A 20,210-nucleotide genomic window follows, 5' to 3' on the forward strand; every position below is an offset into this window, starting at 1 on the left:
GTTTGCACTATCCTTAGCTCACTAAACGAATGTTAATATTTACTCGTCTTTCTAATCGTTTTTTTAATTAACTTGTTAGTAAATAATATAAACCATTTTTCAAAAAAGGCAAGCATTTTCTAAAAAACTTTTCCCTGGTAGGGTTTAAAGACGACATCATGAAAATCAAATTCAGCGACTTCGCTCATTTTAATAATCTGGGTATTCCCACACCCCACCATTAAGTTCAAGGGGATGGTCATCTCATCATCAGGAACCACCACCACATTTGGCTTGTGCAATGCATATAGCACCCCTTGTTCATAAGCTTGACCAACGTCCGGCTTACTTGGCATAAAAAAACCAATTCCCATGTCGTTACCGTACATTGCGTGCATGTCCATCTGATAGGTATTTTGCTGCCAGGTTAAATCATCCATCACTTCTGGGTGCTCATTCACGTTAATATCATTAAATTGGTGACTGAGCGGATGATGACTATATTTTAAAGAGACGGTCGGGTTCTTCCCTAAAGCAGTTAACCCTTCCTCCATAAACTTAATTTCTTCTGGGCTAAACCATGAGCATTGAATGTAAGCTCGCACTGGAGCAATCGTCTCATTTGCCGTAACATCAACGTATTGCTTTCCAGCCAAAGTGACTGTTGTTTCCATGAACTCTTCCTCCAATAATTTGTGTTTGAACAATTATTTTAGCATAGGCCACACTACTTAAACAGCCGACCATTAATTGGTCGACTGTCGATCAACGTCGCTCTACTTGATAATGGCGACCAACAAAAGTAATTAATAAGATTGCCAAAATTCCAAAGACGGCCCCAACGTTACCAACGTTCCCTAGTGAAGAGAAGCGAACAGTTTCCGCAGCCGCTAAGGACCCCAACGAAATCCCAATATTGGCAAAAATCGAGTTTAACGATGAAGCCAAATCAAGGGATTGCGGGTAATTCTTTTCGGCAATGTCGAGGAACATCAACTGAGTCGATGCCCCGTAACTGGCAAAGGTAATACACAAAACCGCGACAATTGCGATCGCCAACCATTTCATGTGGAATGCTGGAGCCAAGCCAAGCAGCAATACCGTCATAACGACGTACACCCATGGCAAACGGTGGACCCCACCATTATCTGCCAAATAACCACCAAACTTGTTACCAACAATGAAGAAAATCCCCATCATGAATAATATCCAGTTCAGCCACGTATCATCAAAGCCCATCAAATTAGTAATTAACGGCCGGATATAAGTATAGAAAGTATAGTCAGCCGCACAAACCGTAATTACAAACAGCGATCCAACCACGACACGCTTGTCCCGGAAAAGGGAAAATTGATCGCTCAGGTGACCCGCCACTTGCGGTGTATTATGTGGGACTAACCAAACTAAGAGACCGAAGACAACGATCGTCAATACAGTGATCATCCAAAAACTATCGTGCCATGTTAGTCGCTGACTAATAACGGTTCCTAATGGCACCCCAATAACGGAGGCAATACTGAACCCAGCAAAAACCCATGAGACCAAACTGGCCCGTTTTTCACGCGGCGCAACATAGCTGGCAAGCACCAAGACAATTGAAATGATGGCCCCGGCAACCGATGCCGTCAGCATCCGTGACAACAGGAGCGAAGTATAATTAGTGGCCATCGCCGTCCACGTATTTCCGATGAAGAAGATTACCATCAGCGTTAGCAACACATGGTGACGTTGCCACCGATTGGCCAATGAAGTAATGATCGGTGTAAACACCGCATAGATAATTGCAAACATTGTGACCAAATAACCAAGTGATGATAATGAACTATGGTATTCACTGGCCACATCGGGAAGCACCCCGACAATCATATATTCATTACATCCCAGCATAAAAGCCACAAAGACAAACAAGATTGCTTGCATTCGATATTTCGACATTTTCTCGCCCTCGCCTGACGAATTTTTCGTCCCTGACGTCCTTTCTTTTAAAGTCACTCAATCCATTGTACGGGAAATTTACACTAATGAAAAGCAGATCCCGTACTTTCCTTAACAGAAAATCCGGGATCTGGATCAATTAATTATTTTGTGTTTTTCCCCACAAGAAGTTAATTAAGAGCCTATCAACTTGCTTGTTTTCATGTAGTTTACTGTGTTGGGCCATCTTGCCATGAATCGTCTTTTCTTGATAAGACCGAGCCCGGTTAGCAACTAAGTATTTCAAAGAGAATGCCGAGTTGAGTGGAATTTGACTATCTGACTTGGAACCATCATCCAGATCACCAGCGATATTCAGCACCCGCGACGTTGTTGGGTATGTGTTTCGGAGTGGTAAGAAGTCGCGATAGTGCTTTTCCATAATGGATGGTTTGCCTTGACTATCCAGCGTCGTCTTCTTGTTATAACCAAAGCCAATCCCACCATCAAAATGGCCGGCAATGGCAACCTGGTGCCGAACGGTCGGCATGTTAGTCTTTTGAGCATTATTAACCAAGTAGTACATAATCGCAATGTTTCCCATCGAATGACCCACTAAGTTAATATTTTTAATTTGGTATTTCTTTTGGACGGCCTTCACTGCTGATTCAGCATAGTCACCCCATTTGGCATAGTTCATGCTACGGTTGTCCGCAAAATTAACTTCCACGATTGGATTGCGTGATTGCTTGGTGATTCGTCCCTGCAGGGTAGTCTTGCCATTCTTATCCACGTTTGCCCGAATGATTGTATTGGTAGCTCCAGCTGACTTAGCAGCATTTGCCATCTGGCGTTCTGCCCGGTAACTACTTCCCCAACCATGGAAGAAGAACGTGGTGGTCCGATTATCAACATACTTGGCCGCTCGTACCTGGCGTTGATGTGCTTGAACACCAGCCAAAGCCGCCACGATAATTACCAAAACTGTAATGATAAGTGAAAACTTCTTTGTTTTTCCCATATAATCACCCTCTCAATTTACTTTTCATATGCTAATATTATAGCCAGATTAAACCCTAGTTGTGAAATACTTGTTGAGTATTTTACCATTCATTTTAATTATGGAAGGAGAATTTTCATGATTATCAAAATTTCTGATGCCGCCAGTCAATGGTTAATTAAAGAGCTAGCTCTCAAGCCTGGTGACGGTGTTAAGTTTTTTGCTGCTTCAACCAAGATTCCCGCTGAACATGGTCCGAAGCAAGGGTTTGCTAAAGACAACCATCCCGATCGGCCGATTTATGAAATTCAAAAAGACGGGATTAATTACCATGTCAACTTTGATGATGACTGGTTCTTCTCCAATTTAGAAACCCACATCGATTATTCACCGGATGCCGGCCTCACCTTTGAGTTTCAAGGTGGTCCTGACACTGTCGCTGGTGCATCAATTAATTATGAAAAATACTTGATGTAAATTAAAAATAACGGTTGACTTTCTCATCTTTTTTTAATATTATGATGACAATTTAAATCCTAAATTTTCCAGAAGAGTAATTAATGGCCTGATTGCCCAGCGAGCCGCGGTTGATGAAAAGCGGTCACTCAGCCTTAACGAAGATGGTCTGGTAATTGTTGCCTAGCGAATCATTAACTAAGCACGGGTCCGCCCGTTAACGCGGCCGAGTCTCCATTTGGGTACTCAGTAAGAAGGCGATTGTGAAGTCGTCTTAAATTCGGGTGGTAACACGTTGTCAATCAACGTCCCGCAAATTGCAGCTGCAGTTTGTGGGGCTTTTTTATTTCAAGGAGGAAACCAGCATGACAGAATCATTAAAAGAATATACTCTTAACCATTGGCAAGACTTCAGTGATCTCTTACGTTTCAAGACGATTGCCGCTCAAGATATCGGTATTGCAGAAACTAGTGACTGGATTTTTCAGCAATTTAAGCAATTGGGCGCGGACCACGTTGAAAAGTGGACCGATCAAGGTGGCAATCCGGTCATCTTCGCCGATTTTAACGGTAACAGTGATCGGACGGTACTTTTTTACAACCACTATGACACCCAACCGGCAGAACCACTGGATCAATGGGCAACAGATCCTTTTGAACCCACTGTCAAGGATGGTACCCGATTTGCCCGCGGCGTCGACGATGATAAGGGAGAACTCATTTTCCGGCTCACGCTGCTTAAGTATTATCAAGAACACGGCGGTTTACCGGTCAATGTAAAATTCTACGTTGAAGGCGAAGAAGAAATTGGCAGCCGGCACGTAATCAAATACACTGAAGCTCACCAGCAACAACTCCAAGCTGACGCGGTGATCTGGGAAGGAGGCGCAAAAAACGCCGCCGGCCAATTAGCCATTACTGGTGGCCTCAAGGGCATCTCCTGTATTGAACTAGCCGTCACAACGGCTAACGCTGACCTCCACTCTTCCAAGGCTGCTTACGCCGAATCAGCTCCATGGCGGTTAACCAAGGCGTTAGCATCTCTCCGGGACGACACGACTGGACAAATTAAGATTGAAGGACTTTATGATGACGTCACTGCTTTAACTGCTGCTGAGAATGATTTTGTCGAGCAATTGAACTTTGATCCTGACCAAGTCGCACAGGCAGAAGGGTTAACGCGGCCCCTTCTAACGGCAAAACCTAAGCAAGCCCTCGCTAATGAACCCACTATCAATATCGAAGGGATTTCCGCGGGCTACCAAGAAGCCGGAGTTAAAACCGTTCTGCCACGGCTGGCTACCGCTAAATTAGATTTCCGCTTGGCCCCTAGTCAAGATCCAACCAGAATTCCTGACTTAGTTCGCAAGCAGCTCGTCAAAAACGGCTTTGAGGATGTTAAAGTTAACTATCTAGTTGGTCAGCCAGGATACCGTAGCGATGTTCAACACCCCTTTGTTAAACTTGTTAACGAGAGCGCCAAGGCAATCTATGGTGATGATGGCATCGAATATGTCTTGAATAGTGCCGGCGCCGGTCCCGCATATGCCTTCGGCCGTCTTTTAGGTCTTCCGGTACTTGGCTTCGGAATTGGCAATGCTAATTCACGGGCCCACGGCGCTAACGAAAACATTAAATTGAATGACGCAGTGCAAGCAGTCAGCCTGCTAGATCGGGTGTTGCAGCAACTTTAAAAGGAGTTGGGCGTAAAACCGCCCAACTCCTTTTTAATATACGCCCAACGTTAATTTAGCATAATCTGTCATCCGATCCCGCGTCCACCGCGGAGTCGTGATAAACTCAACGTCCACGTTCTTTACTTCCGGAACCCGCAGCACAGCTTCCTTAACTAACTTTGCTAAGATCCCAGTTAACGGGCAACCGAGAATTTCGAGCGTTAATTCCACCAAACAAATCCCGTCATCATCCAAATCAATTCAGTAAACAAAGCCCATATTGTCAATGTCCATCCCTAGTTCAGGATCAATGACGGTGGCTAATTCAGCAACAATATCATTCTTAATAATTTCTGGTGTTCGCATACCAACCACCACTAAGCATCGTGACCAAAGATTTTAGCCTTAATCGCTTGACCAGTTGGGGGTCCCAGCTAAGCCACCTATCCCTGTTTCGCGCAGTGATGTTGGCATTTGCTTACCTACCTTATCCAACGCCATGATGCACTCATCCGCAGGAATTTTACTAACGCACCCGGCCAGGGCTAAATCGGCAGCAACCAGTGCATTGGCAGTCCCAATCGCATTCCGCTTCACACACGGAATTTCAACAAGTCCCGCAATGGGATCACATACTAAGCCAAGTAAATTGCTAATCGCAATCGAAAGGGCCTCCGCGCTCTGCTGAGGAGTACCACCCGCTGCTTCCACAGCTGCGGCTGCCCCCATTGCTGACGCACTACCAACTTCTGCTTGGCATCCATCTGTTGCTCCGGCAATGCCGGCGTGGTTAGCAATCACCAAGCCAAGGCCCCCGGCGGTAAATAAAAATCGAATCAAGGCCGCTTCATCTAAATCGAGCCGTTCCTGTAATGCTTCAATTACGCCCGGCAAAGTTCCGGCTGATCCTGCTGTTGGTGTCGCACAAATAACGCCCAGCGATGCATTAACTTCACTGGTCGCCATGGCAGCCTGAACCGCACCCATCATCGTATCTCCAGATAGGGTCCGATGGTGCTTTCGGTATTCACGAATCTTAACTGCTTCACCACCGGTCAATCCTGTTGGTGAATGAACTCCTTCGCCGGTTTCACCCTTTGTGACCGCTTGGCGCATCGTATTTAAATTGCGCTTCATTTTATCCCAAACTTCAGTCCGTGGTACACCTGAATTTGCGACTTCTGTCTCAATCACTAACTCAGACAGCGGCTTACCACTTTCGTTGGCCGCATCGACCATTTCTTTAATACTATCAAACATCACATTGCTCCTACTTTAGACAAACAATGCCCTTGAACTTTTCCTTCAGTTCGGCAATTTGTTGCGGTTTCAGATACTTAAACATGTCAAATTCATACAGTTCGCCATCATGAACCAGCTTAGTCTGCCGTTTTTTTAGTTTGGCACTCTGGTCCAGCATCTTAGCAAGACCATTCACTAACGGTTTATTTTTATCCCGATCAAGATATAACACAATCGGTAGTGGACCAGTAGGATGTAATTCGACCCCTTGAACTTTGATCGAGCGAATTTCAATCGCACCGCCACCAACTGAACATCCACCAACCTGCGTGTTGTGATGTGCACCATCGGAGAGATCTAGAATCGCAATATTCGGGTGTTGGATGGGACTAGGGCCCTGCTCTTCGACAAAACGAATATCAATTCCAGCTTTTTTAGCTAATTCTGGCGCCATCGGAACTCGGGCATCATCCGGTGGAAAGCCCATGATCCCAGCAGCGATCGCAAAATCGGTCCCGTGCCCCCGATGGGTTTGCGCAAATGATTCATAATAGTGAACTGTCACCTTTTTCGGTAGCTCTTGAAAGATTGTTCGCGCCGCCTTACCAATCGCCACTGCCCCTGAAGTGTGCGAACTAGAGGGGCCAACCATAATCGGACCGATAATGTCAAACACGCTCCGGTAGTTACCGCTCATAATTTTATTGCTCCTTTAATGATTTCATACCCTAATTATAAAGCGTTTTAAAACAAAAATGGACCATGATTTACAATTAATCACGGTCCATTTTTTATTGATGCGAAAGATAATCGAGAATGGTAAACATTACCCGTTGATTCTCAGCTGGCACCCCATGGTCGATAATCTCGGCCGGTGTTTGATGCAGGTCATTATGATCAAGTGCATATTCACCATCGTTGACAACAATCTCGCGAACATTATCCGCCAGTGGCTCAAAATGAAATTGAAGGCCCACCATATTATCAAGGACAAAGCCCTGATTAGTAACTAAGTCACTAGAAAAGAGTAACTCTGCTCCATCGGGAATGGAAAACATTTCCTGATGCCAATGAAGCGCCGTTAGTTGTTCCGGTATTCCCTCAATCACGGTCGACTTCCGGTATAGTAGTGCCCAACCGACTTCCTTATGTGGCGCCGCGCCAACCTGGCCACCAAACGCCTTGGAAATTTGCTGTGCACCAAAACATGCTCCGAATATTGGCGTCTGCTGAGCATGTAATTGACGGATCAGAGACCGTTCTTGGTGGATCCATTCGTCATCATCATTCGGACTCATTGGTCCACCTAAAATGACTAGCATGTCAGTCTGATCCGCCATCGGTAACTTATGAAACTGAGCTGGATGATAAACATACATCTCATGACCACGCGCATGTGACCATTCTTGAATGGAACCTGGTCCTTCATTTGGGGTGTGCTGCAAAACGTTGATTCTCATAGTATTCCTTTCCATCAACGGCAAAGTTGGCATAGGTTTCGCCTGCACATACCTAAGATTGACGTTATTTTACTACAAATCATGATTTTGTAAATAGCTACTTACCATCCGCAATTCGGGTAAAATTGCTAGCCACATCAGTATTGGCAGTTGGATGACAGCGCGGATCTCCATCCCGACTCTGGTCCACTAACGCCACTGGTTTACCATGATGAAAGGCAAAGAAATAGGTAATCCGATTCGGAAGTGGTGGTTCCGTCCCATCGTAGTTATAAATGGCAACCACATTGTAGTCGTAAGGCCCCTTACCAGACGGCGCCCAGCCGATTGATCCACCATCTGGGGTAATTTCGCGCTTTAAGTCGCTCGGATAATTACCACCAACGGACACGTGCAGCTGGTTACTGCCATCATACTTTTGGTACGACTGGTGCATCGTGGGTGCCCACGAATTAATAAACTCTTCTAATTGGCGATCTTTAGCACCATTCCATAATGAACTATTTTGATGTTCTCCCGTTTGTTCACTAGCATTTTCTTGACCAGCGGTGACGGAACTTTGACTGGCCTGGGTTGGCGAACTGCTTTCAGTTGCCGGATTACGGTGGTTAGTTGGTGAACTTTGTTGCCCACACCCTGATAATAAAACACCTAAACAAATTGCCACAGCGCCTAAACCTAGTTTTTTCATTCATAAAACTCCTCCCAATTATCTTTATTTATTATTAATGATTTTAGAAAATTTTCAACCTGCCACTTTATTTATTTTTCACGAAAGTGATTAAATCAGTGGTCGACAGTGCTGAATCATACTGATATCCAAGGTTAAACTGACGCACCTGATCAAGAGTTGTCGCATTTTGTCTGGCTAAAAAACGGACCATATTGCCCCGCGCCATTTTAGCTAAAGTTGCTTTTTGCTTTGGTCGCCCATTAATTATTTCCACAAACCGACAAGTAACCAACTGCCGCTTTCCAATGGCAAATGGTTGGATCGCTTTACTATACTCCTGCGATGCCAGATTAATAACTAACTGATCCTGACGGTAAAGGTCATCCGCAAGTTGGGTACCCCAGAACTGGTACAAATTTTGGGTACCGGCAACCTGAGCACGATCGCCCATCCCCAGTCGGTAATGAACAATGCCATCAAACGGACGCAACATCCCATAAAAACCTGACATAATCTTCAGATGTTCCTGAACATATTCTAATTCGGTATCCGTGAAAACGTCGGGTGCCATGTATTGGTACTGCAACCCGGTAAATGCAATGATAGCTGGAGTTAAATTCTCCTGGAGGTTCATTTGATGAACCCATTCATAATTAGGACGGGCAATCCGCTCACTACAGTTCCACCATAATTTACGAATTTCGGGATATGATAATTGCTGAAGGTATTCGAGAATTTGCTTGGTCTTATTCAAATACTGCGGCTGGCCAGCAACCGGGAATGAATCCGTATCCGTCTGCATACGCCGCGCGGGTGAAATGATAATTTGCATTATTTGCTCCTTTTTTCGAACTATTTTTCTGTAATTAGCCAATAAAGATTGTGAAATCGTTAATTATATAAAATTACTATTGCATAATGTTTGCTTATAGGATATGTTAACGGGTGTTAGGGTAGGAACGACTGGGTTACTGTCCACCGGAACGGAATGTGAACGGTGGAAGAAGGCTTCGGCTGCCTTGTGGTTCCGCATTCACCACTCGACCAATCGTCAATGTGTTCCCTAACAAATTAATCTTCAGGGAGGATGTTTGACCATGTCAATTCTATCATTTTCTGGTCCCAGGTGGACCACTCGTCATTTAACACTTGCCGCGATGTTAACGGCTTTGGAAGTAATTCTCGGCAAACTATCAGTTGGTGACCCAGCCGTTTTAAAAATCGGGCTGGGCTTTATCGCAACCGCACTAGTTGGCTATTGTTTGGGTCCTTGGATGGGCGGAATGGTAATGATCATTAATGATTTAATCAGTAATACCGTTCTTAATACCGGTAGTCTTTTCTTTCCCGGGTTTACTTTTTCGGCCTTTATTTCAGGCGTGATTGCCGGAATGTTTCTTTATCAGCAACAACTAACGTGGCAACGCGTATTTGTTTATGAATTCTTCCAGATTTTGATTACGAATGTAATTTTTACTACGCTCTGGATCTACATCATGAGCCTGAATGCTGGCTCAACAAGCCGGGCCTTCACTGCGTTACTCGCAATTCGACTGCCAAAAGAAGTCATCACTTGGCCAATAGAAAGTTTAATCGTTCTAATTGTCCTGCGTGCCTTTAGCCGAACGCGATTAAACCAATTACCAAAATAATTAAAAACCAGGATTGCCTAGAGCGCGATCCTGGTTTTTAATTAACGAATCAATATTTGATGACTATAATGAGGGTGTCTAATTTTAAATCAGAGGTGTTTTGATGATGAAATCTCAATCAACACCAAAAAAGCTGCCCTTTATTTCGATCTACTTTCTTGGTATTAATGGTGTTATCGGTTCAGGAACATTCCTGTTACCCGCAGTTATTTATCGTGATATGAACCTTGCTTCAGTCGGGGTCCTCTTGTGTACAGCAGTTACCGTTTCGTTAATTGCGCTTTGCTACGCTGATTTAGCCAGCCGCTTTAAAGGATCTGGCGCTGCATGGTTTTACGGCTACAATGCTTTTGGTCGTTTTACCGGATACGAATTGGGAATTTTTACTTGGTTCTTCGGTTGTTGTACCCTATCTGCAGAAATTGTGGCGCTGCTAACAACTCTCAAAAGTTTCTTACCAGTTTTTGACAACCGATGGGTCTACGCTGGCTCGGTAATCGTCCTCATTTTACTATTTTCGATCATTAATTATTTTGGTCGCAGTTTAGTAAAAGCCGTTAACAATATTTCCGCAGCGGCCAAAATTTTAACACTCCTCGTCTTTATTTTAATTGGCGCGTTTTGTATCCACGTTACGCACTTCAATCCGGTAATTCCAACTGCGGCGCTCAAGGGTCCCTTACCGTTTATGAAACACTTTGGTGCCGCCTTTACCCCAATTTTCTACCTATTTACGGGCTTTTCATTTTTACCAATTGCGGCCAAGCAAATGAATAATCCGGAAAAGAATATTCCACGGGTCCTCATTGCAGTCATGGTTAGTGTTACCATTCTTGATGCCTTAATGATGCTTGTCGCCGTCGGTATCGCTGGTCAAAAACTCGGTGGTTTTTCCACCCCGTTAGCGAATACCTTTGGGATGGGCGTTGGTAAATGGGGCTTTTACCTCATTATCTGTGGAATGCTCATTAGTATCTTTGGCGTGGCCTTCAGTGCATCATTTAATACGCCGTCATTAGTAGCTTCACTCGCCAATGAACACGGTATGATTACAAAGGTTTTTGGAAAAAAGAACCAGCACGATGCTCCAGTCACTGGAATCTGGGTAACCGCTATTATTTGTCTCCTCTTCTGTACCCAAAGCTACCTTTTCCTGGTTAACTGTACTGTTCTAGCTTCCTTTATCCAGTATGTTCCATCAATCCTCGCGGTAATTAAGTTCAAACATTCAAATGAATTTCCTAACCATGGTTTTTCATTACCCGGGAAATATTTAATTCCTGCATTTGCTCTGTTAGTTTCCTGCTATATGGTCACAAACTTTACTGCTAAAACACTATTACTTGGTGCTTTCGTTGCTCTCGCATCTGCGGCCGCTTACTTCTTCATTGATGTCGATCCAAAGTTCGTGCAGAAACATTTAGATTTCCTTGAAGATTTGAAAAATAATGAATAACTAAAAGGGGTCTGAAGCTTAATCGGTTTCAGACCCCTGATTATTTAGTTCTTTTTCCAAAGGAAATTATTAATCAACTTAAAGACTTGTTTATTTTCATGCAAGCCACTGTGCGTATACTGCTTACCTTCAAACATCTTAATTCGGAATGAAGCTGGCCGGTCACCGAGCATCTCCCGGACTGAACGCGTTGCCGCATTTGGTACCCGTCCATCTGACCCATTACCAGTGTTACCTCCAATGACGAGGACATCCGCATGCGGGTAAACATTTTTTAAGTTATCCATATGCGAGCGCATCTTTTCAACGTTGGCACTGTCACGTGTCCAACCAGATAAACCACCACCGGCAATGACTACTTGTTTCTTCAGCTCTGGCATTCCAGACTGCGTACCATAGTCATTTAAGTAACTGAAGGCGTCCATGTTACCCATGGAGTGCGCCACAAAATTATATTTCGTAATGTGGTCCCGCTTTTGTAATGCTTGAATAACATTGCGAATGTACTTCGCGCCTTCAGCCATATCTGATTGTTTATTATTGGCTAAATTAACTTCTACGATTGGGTTACGTTGTCCCGCGATCTTATCGCCGGAAATTTTGACTTGCCCGTTTTTATCAACTCGTGCTAGAGCCACATTCTTTGTTACTCCGGCCTTTTGAGCAGCCTTTACCATCGACTCTTCGGCATGATAGCTACTACCGTAACCATGAATAAAAATGGTTGGTGTTGTCGAGTTAACCCACTGCTTAGCAGCTTGTTGCTTAGCGAACGCTACACCACCACCAAGCAGTACGATCACAGCTGCGACAATTCCAATTAACGATCCTTTTTTCATCATCTCATTACTCCCTTCCCATTTCTGAATGTTGAAACTCCTGACGATTAGTGTGGAAAAATTGGGCAATGACCAGCGCAAAACATAGAATTGCAAAACAGGTAATGAACCCAACCTGAATCCCGACTGCAGATGTTCCAATATGATAATGGTGATCCGTCAAGTTAACCATTGCGACCACAAACGCCATGCCGAAACTTGCGGCGATTTGCCGGGTCGTATTAAACATCGCTACCCCATCCGGTAATTGGTCATTCGGTAAAATCGCCAATGCTTCCGTTTGGAGCGGGATTAATAACATTACGATCCCAAATTGCCGGACAAATTGCCAGAACGCCGCAAAAGCTGCTCCGCTATGGACACCAATAAACGCTTGCATGGCGGTCCCAAAAAGATCCACTACCAATCCATAGGTCACCATCCAGCGAATGGGGTAGCGATCAAACAACTTTCCACTAATTGGTGATAGTAAACCAGTTGACAAGGCGCCTGGCAAAATTACCAGTCCCGAAACAAAGGCACTCTGGTTCATTACATTTTGTACCAGCAATGGTAGCAAAATCGTATTCCCGTACATCGTTGAAACTAATAGACAGTTGACCATCACCGCTAACGTAAATTGGGTGTGACGGAAAATCCGTAAGTTGACGAATGGGTGTTGACTGTGCCACTGGGTACCCACAAAAATCACTAAGGCCAATAAGCCAATGAATAGTGCACCGGCAACACCGAAACTCAGGAATGGCTGACTACCAAAATTAGAGAAACTATTTAACAAGAACCATAAACTAATACTACAAGTGATCAAACCCGTAATGTTAAATTGCGGGTTTTCTTTTGTGGCCAAGCTTGGCATCTCAATCCACGATAATACTAACGTAATCAAGATAAATGGTAGCACTAAGATAAATAAATAGCGCCAACTAAAGAAGTCCAAAATTAACCCAGCCACCGAAGGACCAATAATTGGTGAAAAATTAAACGCTAAACCAACAATCCCCATTACTGCTCCTTGATGACCATCCGTGGCATACTTCATAGCCATCACATTCACCAGTGGCATCATAATTCCAGAACCAATGGCCTGAATCATTCGCCCTGCAACAATGATATTAAATGTCGGCGCCACCGCACCAATCACCGTTCCAACCCCAAAAATCGCGGTGAAAATTAAGAACAGGTTGCGGTAGCAATACTTTTTAATCAGGTACGCACTTACCGGGATCATAAGGGCGTTAACCAACATATACCCATTGCTGACCCACTGAACCCGCGCAGATGATAAATCAAAGTCCCGCATTAAAGTCGGCAGGGCAATGTTCATCATCGTAGAACACATGATTCCAAAGAACGTTCCTAGAACCATGATTGATAATAAAAATTTTTGTTTTCGACTCACTTTTTACTCCTCTTTTTCTAATGCCTAATCAGCATACACGGGATTGGGGTAAAAAACAATTCTCAAATTAAAATTTTGTGAGGATCGCAAGTCGGTATAGCACTATACATAAAAGGCTTTCAAGGTCACGGTTTACCGCGCCCCTGAAAGCCGATTAAGCTTATTTAATTAATCACTAACTTTAACGTATGACTTGATGACTTTCCGGTCCGCCATTTCTTGGTAAGCATCATTAATTTGATCAAGGGTAAAGGTCTTTGTAAAGACCTTGCCAGGATTAATCTTACCATCTAACACTGCCTTTAATAAGATTTGCTTATCATAGGTAGTAACAGAAGCAGGTCCACCCGCAATCGTGGTGTTGTTATAGAAGGATTGCGTCATATCCATTGCTGGCATGTGTGGTAATCCAACTCGACCAACGGCAGCTCCTGGGCGAGCGACCTTCATTGCCGTTTCAGTTGATTGTTCTGTCCCGACACATTCAAGAACAGCATCTGCGCCGCTCCCATTAGTAAGGTCCATGATTTCCTTAACGGCATCGTCACCACGTGAAGCAACATTATCAGTGGCACCAAATTCAACCGCTAACTGATGACGATCTTCGTGCCGACTAGTTGAAATAATTCGACTAGCACCACGGAGCTTAGCCGCAATGATTGCGGAAAGGCCAACGGCCCCATCACCCATGACAACCACCGTGTCGCCAGGTTTAACATTTGAAACCCGTGCAGCATGATAACCAGTCGCCATAACATCGGCAAGTGTTAATAGAGATTTCAGCATTCCTTCACTGTAATCACTCGGTTGACCAGGAACCTTGACCAATGCCCATTGACCGTGTTGGAAACGAATGTATTCCGCTTGGGTTCCAGTAGAGAAGTTATCACTATGGTCTTTGGCAAACGCCATCGAAACCAGCAAGACAGGCTGCACAATGTCCACAACCGTGGGTAAATGGTGCAATTACAAAGTCGCCTGGCTTAACGGTGGTAATAGCATCGCCGACTTCTTCAACAATTCCTAAAGCTTCGTGCCCAGAGTTTTCCGAATTTGGTTCAACTTTGTTAATGCCACGGAAATTCCACAGGTCAGATCCACAAACACAGGCCCGGACGACCTTCAAGATCACGTCGTCATCCTTTTGAATGGTTGGCTTTGGTGAATCAATAATCTTCATTTCGCCAGCTTGAGCTAAAATCGCGTTCTTCATGATTAGAGCTTCCTTTCTTTGTTTAACCATAGTCATTTATCAACTGCTATCAACATTACTGACTACATTATAGTTCGTTGGTTAACAAATGTGAAATACCTATTACTGATTAATGTTTATAACCAAAATACATTATTAGTGCTGATCTTGATGGTGATAATTAATGAATGAAATCACTAATGTGAGGATTGTCAAAACTACGGTCATAATAAAATCAAGTTGTCCACCTACATAGGTCCGTTGGGCCATCGATCCGGTCCCATGATTCTGAAAAATCGCCATTAACGATGCGAGGAATACAACCCCCGTTGCACCAGCGAATTGTTGAATCATGTTAAAAAGTGAGCTGACGTCCGCGGCACTTTCCGCAGCCACATTGACCGTTGCATTTGAAATCGTGTTTGAGAAGGCAAAGTTAAAGCCGGTTCGCAGAATAATGAACAATACCATCATTAACAGGGGCGTTAGGTGAGACTGAAGTAGCCAAAAAACCAGTCCACCAATCACGAATAAAACATTCCCTAATAGCACTGGCAGTTTAAAACCATACTGATCTGCCAGATGACCAGCAAATGGTGAGATAATCGCTCCACATATTGCCCCCGGCAGCAAAATAACCCCCGAGACAAACGCAGACGCGTGTAACGTGTATTGAGCATAAACTGGAATCACCAAGGAGATTCCAATATTGATGAACTGCAAATTAAAGTAATTCCAGCCATCAAGGGCCACGGGCAAATTCCGAAAAATCCCTAGATCTACTAAGGACGTTGTCCCACTCCCGTTGGCCTTCACGAATCCAGCAAAGAGTACTAATGCGACTAACAAGAATGCCCAGAACTTAAGATCGAACCCAGTTTTACCGATAATTGACAGAGCATAAATCCAGATGATCATTGCCAGTGCCAAGAGGATAAAGCTCCCCGTACTAAATGGCTTCGTCTCTGCCAACGGAATATTAGTAATCAACCACTGCCCTAATACTAGAGAAATAATCGCAAGGGGCAGCACTAACCAAAAGATCATCCGCCATGATAGCGCCGTGGCAACTAATCCACCATATGTTGGCCCCAATGCCGGCGCAAACGAAATTACCATCGCAGCAATTCCCGTCATTGAGCCTAATTTGGACCGTGGAATGTTAGTGAAAATCAGTTGAAACATCATCGGGGTCGACAAACCAGTCGCGGCCGCCTGCACAAATCGGCCAAACAGCAAAACCGGAAAGTTTCCTGCCACTGCACAAATAATGTCACCGATAATAAAAGCGGCTACGGCAATCAAGTGCAGTCTTTTAACAAGAACCCGTTTGAGTAGAAAAGAGGTGGTACCCATTACAATCGTAACCATTAATAGGTAGCCGGCGGTAATCCACTGGGTAGTATCCAGCGAGATGTTGAATACCCGCGACAGTTCTGGATAGGTCACATTGGTGGCGGTCTCCGTTAAAATTCCAATAAAACTTAGTAGGGCGACCGAAAAAATGGCGCCGTACGTTCGTCCGCTTACTTTTTGATTTGTTGCCAAAAAATCCCCTCCTCAAAATAAAAAGCTACGGCAATTTGCTCTGCCATAGCTTGAACTCTTTAATTCTACTTTACCTGAATTATTATATAAAAGCAAAGGACCACCCTAACTTTTTTCTGACAAGTTTAATTGGCCTGTAGAATATCGAACTGCTTTTCCCGCCAATTTAGTGGTTTTCCCAGCGTATGTACAATACAAAACGCCGCTTCGGGCAGAAGCTTGATAAGCCACTAGTTCATTCTTGCCTAACTTGCGTGCCCAATACGGAATAATATGACAATGACCACTGCCGCAAACTGGATCTTCTGGCACCGCCAATTTAGGTGCAAAGGAGCGGGAGACGCAGTCATACTTTTGCCCTTTAGCCGTCACATTTTGAAGAAGACCGGGTAGTTGAGCCAGCCTCGTTTGATCAGGGTTCATTTTAATAACCGTTTCCGGATTTTCATACACACATAACAGGTCACGACCAAGATAAGCTTCACGTGGTTGAGCACCAAATGCGGCCGTCATTTCAGCAGTCACTGGGATTGCTTTAAGATCATACGATGGAAATGCCATTTCATAGCGATTAGCCTTTTTAGTCACTGCGAGCTGACCACTTTTCTTCGTTTGAAAAATAATGGTATCACTATCTGCTGGGGCTGCTTCTTGAAAAATCACAAAGGCCGTCGCTAAAGTGGCATGCCCACATAAGTCAATCTCACCACCGGGAGTAAACCACCGTAATGCATAGTGATTTGCATCCCGACGAATTGCAAAGGCAGTTTCAGAAAAACGATTTTCCTTAGCAATATTCATCATTAGTTGTTCCCGTGGCCACTCTTTAACTAAACAAACCGCAGCAGAATTACCCTTAAATAGTTCATCAGTAAAGGCATCCACGACATACATTGGAATCATGATTTCACTCCCTAACATCGACAAAAGGCTGGCATATGCGCATCACAAAAATTAACGATGCGAGCCTGAATAAGTAAACCAACGATCGTCCCCACATGCACTGCATACAAGGCATGGTTATGCAGTACACAGATCACAATAATGATGATGGGTAAGACCATGTTAAAACCCATTGTAAAGTGAACGTTAAAATGTTTTTTCAGCGTGACTGATAAATCATCGTGCGGATGGCAGCAACGGGCACGTTGATAAATGGCAAAACCAGCAAATGCCGTCACCAAACCCAACAGATCAAAAACGAAGCGCCATGCCATTGGCAAACGATCAATCCCGAAGTGTCGCCACCATCCAGCAAACCACTGCATTAAAATACTATACGGAATCAAAAAAGCAAATTCCTTGCCAAGGGTTATCCAAATAATCCGGCCAGTAATAAGCGCATTCAAAATAATTACCACGAGTCCCTCGGAAAAAATAGTTTCTGTCATGGTCCACTGCAGGGTATGCATGATATTAACGATTGAAGCCGGCCATGGCATACTTCCCATGTTTGTAACGATCGTCATCGAATGACCAATTGAATTTAAAACAACCGCTAATGCGACCGCAAAGACTCGGCGCATTATTCCTCACCTCAAATAAAAAAACGCAATTCCCCGTTATTTCCCGGGAAATTGTCGTTGGCATTAGTCTTTCTTTTCTGCGTTATTTAATGACTTCATAATGGAAGGATTCTTGGAATGGCAATCCTTCAACATTTGTAAGTCTTCTGCACTTAATTCAACAACATACTTACTCATTATAATTCCCCCGTTTTTCGGCATAGATTAACTATTAATATACCACTAATGACCAGAACTGCAATGCCCTTAAATCAAACCCTTTTTCACTGCAACCGCAATTGCCTGCGCCCGATTATGCACCTTTAGCAATTCATAAACGGAAGAAAGGTAGTTTTTGACCGTCCGGGTGGTGACAAAGAGTTTTTCCGCAATTTCAGCATTTGTTTTACCATCCGCAATCATCTTCAGCAACTTAATCTGTTGGGCGGAAAGTTCGACGTCACCACCGTGTTCTTCATCCTTCAGCACTGATGACAAAACTTCCCGACTGATCGCAATATAGTTTGGATCCCTGAGAATATCTTCAATGCTGTCCGCAATCTTGTAGGGATCTTCATCTTTTAATAGGTAACCACGAATTCCCTTCTTAACTACTTGCCGTGCAATCCGTGGATCAATCTCCGTTGATAAAATCATAATTTCAGTCTTACCGACTAACTGGTCGATTAAAGATCCTCCATCCATCTTGGGAATCAATAAATCAACAATTACCAATTCTGGGAAACTATCTAATTCATCTAGTTTTCTCAGGGCCTCCTCACCATCCGAGGCCATCGCAACAATTGCTAAATCATCGTAACTTTCGATGACCTGTTTGAGTCCCTCTCGAACAATGGGATGATCATCAACGATCATGATTGTGTGTTTCATAAAGTTTCCTCCTCAAGTTTAAACCGGGTCACGACCTTGACCCCATCGTTAAGAGATTCAACCGTAACCTGGCCGCCATGTTTAGTAGCGCGTTCATCCATATTTTTCAATCCAAAGTGATTCGTTAATTTTGTTGGTGGAACAAAACGACGACCGTGATCAATAATCGTAATTATTAACCATTTCTGATCATGGTGAACCTCAACCACCGCTTGTGTAGTCCGACCGTGTTTAACCACATTCATCAAGGCTTCCCTAACGACCTGACTAATATCATGCAGTTTTTCATTCTCGATTAACAAATCCTGCGTAAATTGCAGTTTTGTTTGCAACTGGTAATTCTCCCGCATATCGTTAATTAACCGCACAATCGCCTGTTTCAACGACCGCTGCGGTTGATCTTCAGTTGTCTTCCGGTATTGTTGAATTAACTGACGGGATTCTTTAATCGCTGATGATGTCATCCCTTCTGTCCGTTCCAGCATTTGACGCATTTTCGGATAATCCTGCTGATCAGCCAAGTGCTTAACTACCGCTAATTGCATGTTAATCCCCACAATATCTTGGGTTAACGTATCATGTAAATCACGCGCAATTTCCTGTCGCACCCGTTGCGAAGTTAATTCCGCAATCTTGGCATTGGCCTGGTTCAATTTATGGTTGGTTTGTGTCAATTCTTCAGCTTGATAAAAACGGCGATAGACACTGTAATAGGCCGCATACGTCAAAACTACAACGGTCAACACTGCTTCTAATAATAAGAGCCAAATATTCCAATCCTTGTGACCAGTAAAAAACGGCACAACATACAAAATCGTTACCACTGGTGGATATTTGTAGTTCCCTAATACCGTTAATTCCTGAAAGAGTAAAACTGGTAAACATGCCATTTCAAAGATAACCTGGCTTTGGTCAATCATCGTCGAGCCGAGCCAAATAATCACGGCCGCTTGAGCGACCAACACTATCTCTGCCGGCAACCATTTAATTAGATACGGGATCAGAAGGAGCAGGGCAAAAATTAAAATCAGTGGTGTAATTTGTTCTGCAAGGCTAGGGCCGCGTAAAGCTGACAAACTATTAATGATTGAGGCAAACATCCAGATCCAGCAAAAAAAGAACCAACGAATCATTCGTAAAATTTCAATTTTTCGATGGGTTGCTTTATTATCCATATTAACACCTTAATTTTTTCAAAAGAAAAACACGTTAAAAAGCGTGTTTTATCTATCATATGGCAATTTGAATAATAAATCAATTTTTACTTCATCCGTTAATTAATAACAAATATCATTAATTAACCTTGATGATAGCAGACTAATTCATTC

General features: G+C 43.7%; 18 protein-coding genes, 3 pseudogenes, 1 riboswitch and 1 other annotated feature (1 of these 23 running past the window's edge). Of the genes and pseudogenes, 4 read left to right on the top strand and 17 right to left on the bottom strand.

Features of this window, described 5'->3' with window-relative positions; all coding sequences use genetic code 11:
• Positions 1 to 65, bottom strand: a binding site (T-box leader) (it extends 182 nt beyond the left edge of the window).
• 54 nt (positions 66 to 119) lie between these two features.
• The 3 genes from AC1EKL_RS07080 to AC1EKL_RS07090 form a co-directional block, all read right to left on the bottom strand.
• Positions 120 to 653: a nucleoside 2-deoxyribosyltransferase gene (locus AC1EKL_RS07080; protein ID WP_480189325.1), complete on the bottom strand. Its 534-nt coding sequence runs from the start codon at positions 651 to 653 to the stop codon at positions 120 to 122.
• A 91-nt stretch (positions 654 to 744) separates the two neighbouring features.
• Complete coding sequence (locus AC1EKL_RS07085) at positions 745 to 1,914, bottom strand: MFS transporter (RefSeq protein WP_006917250.1); 1,170 nt, start codon at positions 1,912 to 1,914, stop codon at positions 745 to 747.
• A gap of 139 nt (positions 1,915 to 2,053) precedes the next feature.
• Complete coding sequence (locus AC1EKL_RS07090) at positions 2,054 to 2,914, bottom strand: alpha/beta hydrolase (RefSeq protein ID WP_480189326.1); 861 nt, start codon at positions 2,912 to 2,914, stop codon at positions 2,054 to 2,056.
• Between the two features lie 117 nt (positions 2,915 to 3,031).
• Between AC1EKL_RS07090 and AC1EKL_RS07095 the strand changes: the two genes are divergently transcribed.
• Together AC1EKL_RS07095 and AC1EKL_RS07100 are read left to right on the top strand one after the other, a co-directional pair.
• On the top strand, positions 3,032 to 3,370 hold the full coding sequence (locus tag AC1EKL_RS07095) for a HesB/YadR/YfhF family protein (protein WP_480189327.1): 339 nt from the start codon (positions 3,032 to 3,034) through the stop codon (positions 3,368 to 3,370).
• Between the two features lie 344 nt (positions 3,371 to 3,714).
• On the top strand, positions 3,715 to 5,043 hold the full coding sequence (locus AC1EKL_RS07100) for a M20/M25/M40 family metallo-hydrolase (protein ID WP_480189328.1): 1,329 nt from the start codon (positions 3,715 to 3,717) through the stop codon (positions 5,041 to 5,043).
• A 33-nt stretch (positions 5,044 to 5,076) separates the two neighbouring features.
• Here AC1EKL_RS07100 and AC1EKL_RS07105 read toward each other — a convergent pair.
• From AC1EKL_RS07105 to yaaA, 6 genes and pseudogenes are all read right to left on the bottom strand, one after another.
• Positions 5,077 to 5,391, bottom strand: a pseudogene (locus tag AC1EKL_RS07105) (metal-sulfur cluster assembly factor).
• Positions 5,392 to 5,402: 11 nt separating this feature from the next.
• Positions 5,403 to 6,285: pseudogene (gene sdaAA / locus AC1EKL_RS07110) on the bottom strand (L-serine ammonia-lyase, iron-sulfur-dependent, subunit alpha).
• Positions 6,286 to 6,295: 10 nt separating this feature from the next.
• Complete coding sequence (locus AC1EKL_RS07115) at positions 6,296 to 6,964, bottom strand: serine dehydratase beta chain (RefSeq protein ID WP_480190260.1); 669 nt, start codon at positions 6,962 to 6,964, stop codon at positions 6,296 to 6,298.
• A 94-nt stretch (positions 6,965 to 7,058) separates the two neighbouring features.
• Positions 7,059 to 7,727, bottom strand: coding sequence for a type 1 glutamine amidotransferase (locus AC1EKL_RS07120; protein WP_480189330.1), 669 nt, complete (start codon positions 7,725 to 7,727; stop codon positions 7,059 to 7,061).
• Between the two features lie 97 nt (positions 7,728 to 7,824).
• Positions 7,825 to 8,418 carry a DUF4767 domain-containing protein gene (locus AC1EKL_RS07125; protein WP_480189331.1) on the bottom strand — a complete coding sequence of 198 codons (594 nt, stop codon included), beginning with the start codon at positions 8,416 to 8,418 and terminating at the stop codon, positions 7,825 to 7,827.
• Between the two features lie 67 nt (positions 8,419 to 8,485).
• Positions 8,486 to 9,232 carry a peroxide stress protein YaaA gene (gene yaaA / locus AC1EKL_RS07130; protein WP_480189332.1) on the bottom strand — a complete coding sequence of 249 codons (747 nt, stop codon included), beginning with the start codon at positions 9,230 to 9,232 and terminating at the stop codon, positions 8,486 to 8,488.
• Between the two features lie 115 nt (positions 9,233 to 9,347).
• Positions 9,348 to 9,441: riboswitch (THF riboswitch) on the top strand.
• A 56-nt stretch (positions 9,442 to 9,497) separates the two neighbouring features.
• On the opposite strand from yaaA, the gene AC1EKL_RS07135 reads away from it, so the two are divergent.
• Positions 9,498 to 10,052: a folate family ECF transporter S component gene (locus AC1EKL_RS07135; protein WP_480189333.1), complete on the top strand. Its 555-nt coding sequence runs from the start codon at positions 9,498 to 9,500 to the stop codon at positions 10,050 to 10,052.
• Between the two features lie 103 nt (positions 10,053 to 10,155).
• Positions 10,156 to 11,508, top strand: coding sequence for an APC family permease (locus AC1EKL_RS07140; RefSeq protein WP_480189334.1), 1,353 nt, complete (start codon positions 10,156 to 10,158; stop codon positions 11,506 to 11,508).
• Positions 11,509 to 11,552: 44 nt separating this feature from the next.
• On the opposite strand, the gene AC1EKL_RS07145 is transcribed toward AC1EKL_RS07140, so the two are convergent.
• From AC1EKL_RS07145 to AC1EKL_RS07180, 8 genes and pseudogenes are all read right to left on the bottom strand, one after another.
• Positions 11,553 to 12,350 carry an alpha/beta hydrolase gene (locus AC1EKL_RS07145; protein ID WP_480189335.1) on the bottom strand — a complete coding sequence of 266 codons (798 nt, stop codon included), beginning with the start codon at positions 12,348 to 12,350 and terminating at the stop codon, positions 11,553 to 11,555.
• Between the two features lie 4 nt (positions 12,351 to 12,354).
• Positions 12,355 to 13,746 carry a DHA2 family efflux MFS transporter permease subunit gene (locus tag AC1EKL_RS07150; protein WP_480189336.1) on the bottom strand — a complete coding sequence of 464 codons (1,392 nt, stop codon included), beginning with the start codon at positions 13,744 to 13,746 and terminating at the stop codon, positions 12,355 to 12,357.
• 168 nt (positions 13,747 to 13,914) lie between these two features.
• Positions 13,915 to 14,959, bottom strand: a pseudogene (locus tag AC1EKL_RS07155) (zinc-binding dehydrogenase).
• A gap of 135 nt (positions 14,960 to 15,094) precedes the next feature.
• Complete coding sequence (locus AC1EKL_RS07160) at positions 15,095 to 16,486, bottom strand: MFS transporter (protein WP_480189337.1); 1,392 nt, start codon at positions 16,484 to 16,486, stop codon at positions 15,095 to 15,097.
• Between the two features lie 105 nt (positions 16,487 to 16,591).
• Entirely contained in the window at positions 16,592 to 17,380 is a 789-nt protein-coding gene (locus AC1EKL_RS07165) for a PhzF family phenazine biosynthesis protein (RefSeq protein ID WP_480189374.1), read from the bottom strand.
• Positions 17,381 to 17,400: 20 nt separating this feature from the next.
• On the bottom strand, positions 17,401 to 18,012 hold the full coding sequence (locus tag AC1EKL_RS07170; RefSeq protein WP_480189338.1) for a DUF6198 family protein: 612 nt from the start codon (positions 18,010 to 18,012) through the stop codon (positions 17,401 to 17,403).
• 246 nt (positions 18,013 to 18,258) lie between these two features.
• Positions 18,259 to 18,882: a response regulator transcription factor gene (locus tag AC1EKL_RS07175; RefSeq protein ID WP_480189339.1), complete on the bottom strand. Its 624-nt coding sequence runs from the start codon at positions 18,880 to 18,882 to the stop codon at positions 18,259 to 18,261.
• The gene (locus AC1EKL_RS07180) at positions 18,879 to 20,057 is read right to left on the bottom strand and encodes a sensor histidine kinase (RefSeq protein ID WP_480189340.1); all 1,179 of its coding nucleotides are present in this window, start codon (positions 20,055 to 20,057) and stop codon (positions 18,879 to 18,881) included. Before AC1EKL_RS07180 ends, AC1EKL_RS07175 begins: the two co-directional genes overlap by 4 nt.
• Positions 20,058 to 20,210 lie beyond the last annotated feature (153 nt).

The sequence above is a fragment of the Limosilactobacillus sp. C0001E2 genome (assembly GCF_056590915.1).

Excerpts from the sequence above, each read along its gene's own strand:
- AC1EKL_RS07120 (WP_480189330.1), bottom strand. The coding sequence starts at position 7,727 with ATGAGAATCAACGTTTTGCAGCACACCCCAAATGAAGGACCAGGTTCC.
- AC1EKL_RS07140 (WP_480189334.1), top strand. The coding sequence starts at position 10,156 with ATGATGAAATCTCAATCAACACCAAAAAAGCTGCCCTTTATTTCGATC.
- AC1EKL_RS07180 (WP_480189340.1), bottom strand. The coding sequence starts at position 20,057 with ATGGATAATAAAGCAACCCATCGAAAAATTGAAATTTTACGAATGATT.
- AC1EKL_RS07125 (WP_480189331.1), bottom strand. The coding sequence starts at position 8,418 with ATGAAAAAACTAGGTTTAGGCGCTGTGGCAATTTGTTTAGGTGTTTTA.
- AC1EKL_RS07115 (WP_480190260.1), bottom strand. The coding sequence starts at position 6,964 with ATGAGCGGTAACTACCGGAGCGTGTTTGACATTATCGGTCCGATTATG.
- AC1EKL_RS07135 (WP_480189333.1), top strand. The coding sequence starts at position 9,498 with ATGTCAATTCTATCATTTTCTGGTCCCAGGTGGACCACTCGTCATTTA.
- AC1EKL_RS07175 (WP_480189339.1), bottom strand. The coding sequence starts at position 18,882 with ATGAAACACACAATCATGATCGTTGATGATCATCCCATTGTTCGAGAG.
- AC1EKL_RS07080 (WP_480189325.1), bottom strand. The coding sequence starts at position 653 with ATGGAAACAACAGTCACTTTGGCTGGAAAGCAATACGTTGATGTTACG.
- AC1EKL_RS07100 (WP_480189328.1), top strand. The coding sequence starts at position 3,715 with ATGACAGAATCATTAAAAGAATATACTCTTAACCATTGGCAAGACTTC.
- AC1EKL_RS07085 (WP_006917250.1), bottom strand. The coding sequence starts at position 1,914 with ATGTCGAAATATCGAATGCAAGCAATCTTGTTTGTCTTTGTGGCTTTT.
- AC1EKL_RS07170 (WP_480189338.1), bottom strand. The coding sequence starts at position 18,012 with ATGCGCCGAGTCTTTGCGGTCGCATTAGCGGTTGTTTTAAATTCAATT.
- AC1EKL_RS07165 (WP_480189374.1), bottom strand. The coding sequence starts at position 17,380 with ATGTATGTCGTGGATGCCTTTACTGATGAACTATTTAAGGGTAATTCT.
- yaaA (WP_480189332.1), bottom strand. The coding sequence starts at position 9,232 with ATGCAAATTATCATTTCACCCGCGCGGCGTATGCAGACGGATACGGAT.
- AC1EKL_RS07095 (WP_480189327.1), top strand. The coding sequence starts at position 3,032 with ATGATTATCAAAATTTCTGATGCCGCCAGTCAATGGTTAATTAAAGAG.
- AC1EKL_RS07145 (WP_480189335.1), bottom strand. The coding sequence starts at position 12,350 with ATGATGAAAAAAGGATCGTTAATTGGAATTGTCGCAGCTGTGATCGTA.
- AC1EKL_RS07090 (WP_480189326.1), bottom strand. The coding sequence starts at position 2,914 with ATGGGAAAAACAAAGAAGTTTTCACTTATCATTACAGTTTTGGTAATT.